The following is a 6,259-nucleotide window of genomic DNA, read 5'->3' on the forward strand; positions in this document are numbered from 1 at the left end:
ACCCAAGCCGCCTGCCGGGTCACGGCGGGTCGTCGGGGGGCTCCGACAGGACGACCGCGTGGTTGTTTCGTCTTCGCTTCCCTCAGGCCGCGTCGGGCATGCGATCCAAAAGCTTGTCGAGGGTGATGGGATAGTCCCGCACCCGCACGCCGGTGGCGTTGTGGATGGCGTTGGCCACCGCCGCCGCGGCCCCGCAGATGCCGAGTTCTCCGACGCCCTTGGCCTTGAGGGGCGTGGCCGCCGCATCTACCTCGTCGAGGAAGATCGCGTCGAGGTGCGGGACGTCGGCGTGCACCGGGATCTCGTAGCCGGCCAGGTCGTGGTTGGCGAAGAAGCCGCGCTTCTTATCGACCGCGAGTTCCTCCATCAGGGCAGCCCCGATGCCCATGGTCATGCCCCCGATGATCTGGCTTCGCGCCGCCTTCGGATTCAGGATGCGCCCGGCCGCGCACACCGCCAGCATACGCCGCACCCGGATCTCGGCCGTGTCGACGTCGACGCCGACCTCGACGAAGTGCGCGCCGAAGGTCTGGATCGCAAAACGCTTCGTCAGGCCGCCGAACTCCATGACGTCCTCGGCCACGAGATCGCCCTCGCTGGCGGCTCCGGCGAGCGGTGCGCTGAGGTTGCCGGACCGGACGAGGCCGTCCTCGAACACGGCGTCGCCGGAATTGATGCCGAGACGCTTCGACACTGCCTCGCGCAACCGCATGCAGGCCGCATAGACGCCGGCGGTGGAGGAGGCGGCACCCCATTGGCCGCCCGAGCCTGCGCTTTCGGGAAAGGTCGAATCCCCCAGCCGAACCACGACGCGATCGAGGGGCAGGCCCATCATCTCGGCCGCGGTCTGGGCGATGATGGTGTAGGTGCCGGTGCCGATATCGGTCATGTCGGTCTCGACCGTGACCACACCCCCGGCATCGAGCCGGACGCGCGCGGCGGATGTCGTCAGGGGCGCCGCGCGGATGGCCGAGGCCATGCCGATGCCGACGCGCCAACGGCCGTCGCGGACCTGGCCCGGCTCACCCACGCGCCTGTCCCAGCCGAAGCGCTTGGCGCCCCGGCGCAGGCATTCGACCAGTTGCCGCTGCGAGAAGGCGCGCTCCGGCGACTCGGGGTCGACCTGCGTGTCGTTCAGGATGCGGAAGGCGACGGGGTCGAGACCGAGCTTCTCCGCCATCTCGTCCATGGCGACCTCCAGCGCCATCATGCCGGGGGCCTCGCCCGGCGCTCGCATGGCGCTGCCCTCGGGCAGGTCGAGCTGCGCCAGGCGCAGGCGCGTCATCCGGTGGGCCCCGGCGTAGAGCAGGCGCGTCGGGAGGACCGCGCTCTCGGGCCGTCCGCCCGCGAGATTGCCGGACCAGCTCTCGTGGCCGATGGCGGTGATGCGCCCGTCCGCGGTCGCGCCGATGCGGACGCGCTGGATCGTGGCCGGGCGATGAGTGAGGTTGTTGGCCATCAGGGCCCGCGGCAGGGCGACCTTGACGGGGCGTCCGGCCGCACGGGCACCGAGCGAGGCCAGGACCGCGTCGGAAAGGGTCGTGGCCTTTCCGCCGAAGCCCCCGCCGATGTAGGGTGCGATCATCCGCACCCGTTCCTTCGGGATGCCGAGCGTCCTGGCGAGGTCGCGCACGCCCCAGCCCATCAGCTGGACAGAGGTCCACAGGGTGAGCCGATCGCCCGTCCAGGCAGCCACGGTGGCGTGCGGCTCCATCATCGCGTGGGTCTGATCGGGCGTCGTGTAGGTCTCGTCGACCCGGAACCGCGCCGTGGCGAACGTGCCCTCGAAGTCACCGACCTGCGTTTCGGTCGGCCCGCCGAACTGGCCGGGCTTGGGCACCGGGGCGGTCTCCTTTGCCGCCGCGAGATCGAAACGCCCCGGGGTGGCGACCGCATCGACCCGGATGAGGGCTGCGGCGGCGCGGGCTTGCTCGAAGGTCTCGGCGACCACGACGGCGACCGCCTGATGGTAATGCTCGATGTCCGGCCCGGCGAGCGCACGGGCAACGTAGAACTCGCCCTTGTCGAGCGTGCCGGCGTTGGCCGCCGTGACGACCGCCAGCACGCCGCTCGCGGCCCCCGCGCGCGACGTATCGACGGAGACGATCCGCCCCTTGGCGATGCCGGCGCCGACGACGTAGCCGTATGCAAGGCCCGCCTCCGGGTCGTGCCAGTCGCTGGCGTAGGGTGCGGTGCCCGTCGTCTTGAGCGGACCCTCGATCCGATCCGTTGGCTTTCCCACGACCTTGAGCCGGTCGATGGGGTTGGTGCCTGCCGGTGTCTCGAACTTCATGCCGCTCCCCCTGACCCTACGACGTTTCGCCTGCGCCGGAACGCGCCGTTCAAGCCACGTCGGGCATGTTGTGGATGAGCTTGTCGAGGGTGATGGGGTATTCGCGGACCCGGACGCCGGTGGCGTTGTGGACGGCGTTGGCGACCGCCGCGGCGACGCCGCAGATGCCGAGTTCGCCCACCCCCTTGGCCGATGAGCGACTTGCATGAGGCGGTGGATGAGCTTGTCGAGGGTGATGGGGTATTCGCGGACCCGGACGCCGGTGGCGTTGTGGACGGCGTTGGCGACCGCCGCGGCGACGCCGCAGATGCCGAGTTCGCCCACCCCCTTGGCCTTCATCGGCGAGGACATCGGGTCGACCTCGTCGAGGAAGACCACCTCCTGGTGCGGGATGTCGGCATGGACCGGCACCTCGTAGCCGGCCAGGTCGTGGTTGACGAAGTAGCCGCGCCTCGTGTCGACCGCGAGCTCCTCCATCAGCGCGGCACCCACCCCCATCGTCATCCCGCCGATGACCTGGCTGCGGGCCGACTTCGGGTTGAGGATGCGCCCGGCGGCGCAGACCGCCAGCATCCGCCGGACCCGGATCTCGGCCGTGGCCGCGTCGACCCCGACCTCCACGAAATGCGCGCCGAAGGTCGACTGCTGGTGGGTCTTGTCGAGGTCGCCGAACTCGATGGCGTCCTCGGCCACGAGATCCCCGCCGCGCGCGGCCTGCGACAGCGGCACGGCGCGGTTGCCCACCCGGACCTGGCCGTCCGCGAACACGGCGTCGGCCGAGTTGAACCCGAGCTTGCCCGCCACCGCCTCGCGCAGCTTCACGCAGGCCGCATAGACGCCCGAGGTCGAGGAGTTCGCGCCGAACTGTCCGCCCGATCCCGCCGAGACCGGGAAGGCGGAATCGCCCAGCCGCACCACGACCTTGTCGAGGGTCACCCCCATCATCTCCGCCGCGGTCTGGCCGATGATGGTGTAGCTGCCGGTGCCGATGTCGGTCATGTCGGTCTCGACCGTGACCGTGCCCTCGGCATCGAGGCGGACGCGGGCGGCCGACTTCACGACCATGTTGTTGCGGAAGGCCGCCGCCACCCCCATCCCGACGAGCCAGCGCCCGTCGCGGACCTGGCCGGGCCTGGCCACGCGCCCGGCCCAGCCGAAGCGCTCGGCGCCCTGGCGCAGGCATGCCACGAGGCTGCGCTGCGAGAAGGCGCGCTCCGGCTTCTCCGGGTCGACCTGGGTGTCGTTGAGTTCGCGGAACCGCACCGGGTCGAGCCCGAGCCTTTCCGCCATCTCGTCCATGGCGACCTCCAGCGCCATCAGCCCCGGCGCCTCGCCGGGGGCGCGCATCGCGTTGCCCTCGGGCAGGTCGAGCACCGAAAGGCGCATCGCGGTCATGCGGTTGGGGGCGGCGTAGAGCAGGCGCGTCTGCATGACCGCCGCCTCGGGCCCGCCGTCGGGGAGGTCGCCCGACCAGCTCTCGTGGCCGATCGCCGTGATCTTGCCGTCCGGGGCGGCACCGATGCGGATGCGCTGGAGCGTGGCCGGCCGGTGCGTCGTGTTGTTGAACATCTGCGGGCGCGTCAGCGCGACCTTGACCGGCCGCCGCGCCGCGCGCGCGCCCAGGGCCGCGAGCAGGGCCTCGCACCGCAGGAACAGCTTGCCGCCGAAGCCGCCCCCGACGAAGGGCGACACCAGCCGGACCTTCTCCTTGGGGATGTCGAGGGTCATGGCCAGATCGCGCACGCCCCAGTCGATCATCTGGTTCGAGGTCCAGACCGTGACCCTGTCGCCGTCCCAGGAGGCGATGGAGGCATGCGGCTCCATCATCGCGTGGGCGTGGTCGGGGGTGGCGTAGCGCTCGTCGAGCTTTACCGGCGCGGCGGCGAAGGCGCCGGCGAAATCGCCCACCGCGGTGTCGGCCGGACTGCCCTGGACGTCGCCCGGGCTCTTGGCGGCCTCCGTCGAGGCGGCGAGGTCGAAGTCGCCCTTGGCGGCGGCATAGCCGACGAAGACCAGGGCCGCGGCGGCCCGGGCCTGCTCGAAGGTCTCGGCCACCACCAGCGCGACCGCCTGGTGGTAATGCGCGATGTCGGGACCGCCGAGCAGCTTGGCCGTGTTCAGCTTGCCCTTGCCGAGCTTGCCCGCGTTCTGCGCGGTGACGATGGCGATCACGCCCGGCGCCGCCTCGGCCCGGCCGAGGTCCATCGACGCGATCCGCCCCTTGGCGATGCCCGCTGCCACCACGAAGCCGTAGGCCGGCTTCAGCTTCGGATCGTGCCAGTCGTAGGCGTAGGGCGCGGTGCCGGTGGTCTTGGCGGGGCCGTCGATCCGGTCCGTCGCCTTGCCGACGATCGTGAGCCGGTCGATCGGGTTGGTGCCCGCGGGGGTGTCGAACTTCATGGTTCAGGCCCTCGCTTCTGTGAGCACCGCGCCGAGCGTACGCTCGGCGAGCGTCAGCTTGTAGGCGTTGTCGCGGGTCGGCGCGGCGCCGGAAAAGACCCTGTCGGTCACCGCCTTGGCCCCTCTCGGCAGATCGCCCTCGGCGGCCTCGACGCGCCAGGGCCGCGGTGCCACCCCGCCGAAGGCGACGCGGCCCGAGCCGTCCTTGCCGATGATCGCGGCCACCGAGACCAGCGCGTAGGCGTAGGAGGCGCGGTCGCGGACCTTGCGGTAGATGTGCGTCCCGGCCACGGGCCTGGGCAGCGTCACCGCCGTGATCAGCTCGCCGGGCCGCAACGTCGTATCGACCTCGGGTTCGTCGCCGGGGAGACGGTGGAACTCGGCCATGGGAATCGTGCGCGATCCGCCCTTGGCGTCGACCGTCTCGACGGTGGCGTCGAGCACGCGCATGGCCACCGCCATGTCGCCCGGATAGGTGGCGATGCAGGCCTGGCTGGCACCGATCACCGCCAGTTGCCGGCTGATGCCGTCGAGCGCCGAGCAGCCGGAGCCGGGCCGGCGTTTGTTGCAGGCCTGGGCCGTGTCGTAGAAATACGGGCAGCGGGTGCGCTGCAGCAGGTTGCCGGCCGTCGTCGCCTTGTTGCGCAGCTGCCCCGAGGCGCCGGCCAGCAGCGCCCGGCTCAGGACGCCGTAGCCCTCGCGCACGCGCGCGTCCGCCGCGAGGTCGGTGTTGCGCACCAGCGCCCCGACCCGCAGCCCCCCCTCGGGCGTCGGCTCGATCGTGTCCAGCCCGAGGCCGTTGACGTCGACGAGGTGGGCCGGCGTCTCGATCTGCAGCTTCATCAGGTCGAGGAGGTTGGTGCCGCCGGCGATGAACTTGGCGTTGGGCGTGCGCGAGACCGCCGCGGCGGCCGCGGCCGGGGTGGCCGGGCGCTCGTAGGTGAAGGACTTCATGCGGGCCTCCCGGCGACGTCGGCGATCGCCGCGACGATGTTGGAATAGGCGCCGCAGCGGCAGATGTTGCCGCTCATGCGCTCGCGGATCTCGGCCTCGGTGACCGCGTAGGTCCCGTCGAGATCGGCGCTGACGTGGCTCGGGATGCCCGCCTTGATCTCGGCCAGCACCGCGACGCTCGAACAGATCTGCCCCGGGGTGCAGAACCCGCACTGGAAGCCGTCGTGCTTCACGAAGGCCGCCTGCATCGGGTGCAGGTCGCCCGGCTTGCCCAGGCCCTCGATGGTGGTGATGCTGTCGTCCTGATGCATCACCGCCAGGGTCAGGCAGGCATTGATGCGCCGCCCGCCGACGATCATCGTGCAGGCGCCGCACTGGCCGTGGTCGCAGCCCTTCTTGGCCCCGGTCAGGTGCAGATGCTCGCGCACCGCATCGAGCAGCGTCGTGCGCGTGTCGAGCGCGAGCGCGTGACGCTCGCCGTTCACCGTCAGGGCCACCTCGGTCACCACCGGCGCGCCGGCCGACGCGGGTGCGGCCCCCGCAACCGTCGGGACGGCGCCAAAGGTCGCGGCAGCCGACGCTCCAACCATCAGGTCTCTCCGATTCACGTCG

Annotated in this window: 3 protein-coding genes and 1 pseudogene; all 4 read right to left on the reverse strand. The window is 71.4% G+C overall.

The features are described from left to right. Positions 1-82: 82 nt before the first annotated feature. Positions 83-2,293: an aldehyde oxidoreductase molybdenum-binding subunit PaoC gene (gene paoC / locus ASF39_RS12805; protein ID WP_056284526.1), complete on the reverse strand. Its 2,211-nt coding sequence runs from the start codon at positions 2,291-2,293 to the stop codon at positions 83-85. A gap of 207 nt (positions 2,294-2,500) precedes the next feature. Continuing rightward, positions 2,501-4,693 (reverse strand): annotated as a pseudogene (gene paoC, locus ASF39_RS12810) (aldehyde oxidoreductase molybdenum-binding subunit PaoC); the annotation flags it as partial. A 3-nt stretch (positions 4,694-4,696) separates the two neighbouring features. Next, entirely contained in the window at positions 4,697-5,647 is a 951-nt protein-coding gene (locus ASF39_RS12815) for a xanthine dehydrogenase family protein subunit M (protein ID WP_055886106.1), read from the reverse strand. Further along, positions 5,644-6,259: aldehyde dehydrogenase iron-sulfur subunit PaoA (gene paoA / locus ASF39_RS12820; protein ID WP_244472394.1), on the reverse strand; the 616-nt coding region annotated here is incomplete at its 5' end. The genes ASF39_RS12815 and paoA, both read right to left, overlap by 4 nt.

The organism is Methylobacterium sp. Leaf108, from assembly GCF_001423265.1.
Lineage (GTDB): Bacteria > Pseudomonadota > Alphaproteobacteria > Rhizobiales > Beijerinckiaceae > Methylobacterium.

Excerpts from the sequence above, each read along its gene's own strand:
- paoC (WP_056284526.1), bottom strand. The coding sequence starts at position 2,293 with ATGAAGTTCGAGACACCGGCAGGCACCAACCCCATCGACCGGCTCAAG.
- ASF39_RS12815 (WP_055886106.1), bottom strand. The coding sequence starts at position 5,647 with ATGAAGTCCTTCACCTACGAGCGCCCGGCCACCCCGGCCGCGGCCGCC.